Below are 408 nucleotides of genomic sequence, written 5' to 3'. Positions count from 1 at the left end.
ATAGATAATCTTCCATTCACTCGCTTTGTCTAACCTTGCTGATTCGAGTAATTCTTCAGGAACCTGTTTAAATGATTGCCTTAAAAGAAAGATACCGAACGCGCTAGAAGCAAATGGAAGGATTAACGCAAACAATGAGTTGATTAAATCTAGCTTACTGAACATTAAGTACACAGGAAGAAAAATGAGCTGTGCAGGGATCATTAACGTAATCATCGTAAGCCCAAATAGAAGAGAACTTCCTTTAAACTTATAGCGAGCAAATGCGTATGCTGAAGGGATGATTGTCATGAATTGAATAAGCAGAATACTAATAGAGACAATGACACTATTAAAAAAATATTGAAGAAATGGACCTGAGTTCCAAGCAAGGGCAAAGTTTTCCCACATGATCGTATCTGGGATCCA

Annotated in this window: 1 protein-coding gene; it reads right to left on the bottom strand. The window is 37.0% G+C overall.

Translation table 11 applies throughout. The annotated features are described in order from the left end of the window. Positions 1-390: carbohydrate ABC transporter permease (locus AOA61_RS17295; RefSeq protein ID WP_218197356.1), on the bottom strand; the 390-nt coding region annotated here is incomplete at its 3' end. Positions 391-408: the final 18 nt, after the last annotated feature.

The sequence above is a fragment of the Pseudomonas sp. 2995-1 genome, assembly GCF_002742505.1.
GTDB classification, from domain to species: Bacteria; Pseudomonadota; Gammaproteobacteria; order Pseudomonadales; family Pseudomonadaceae; genus Aquipseudomonas; species Aquipseudomonas sivasensis.
The sequence above is the reverse complement of the archived record's forward strand: the minus strand, read 5'-3'. Positions and strand labels throughout refer to the sequence as shown.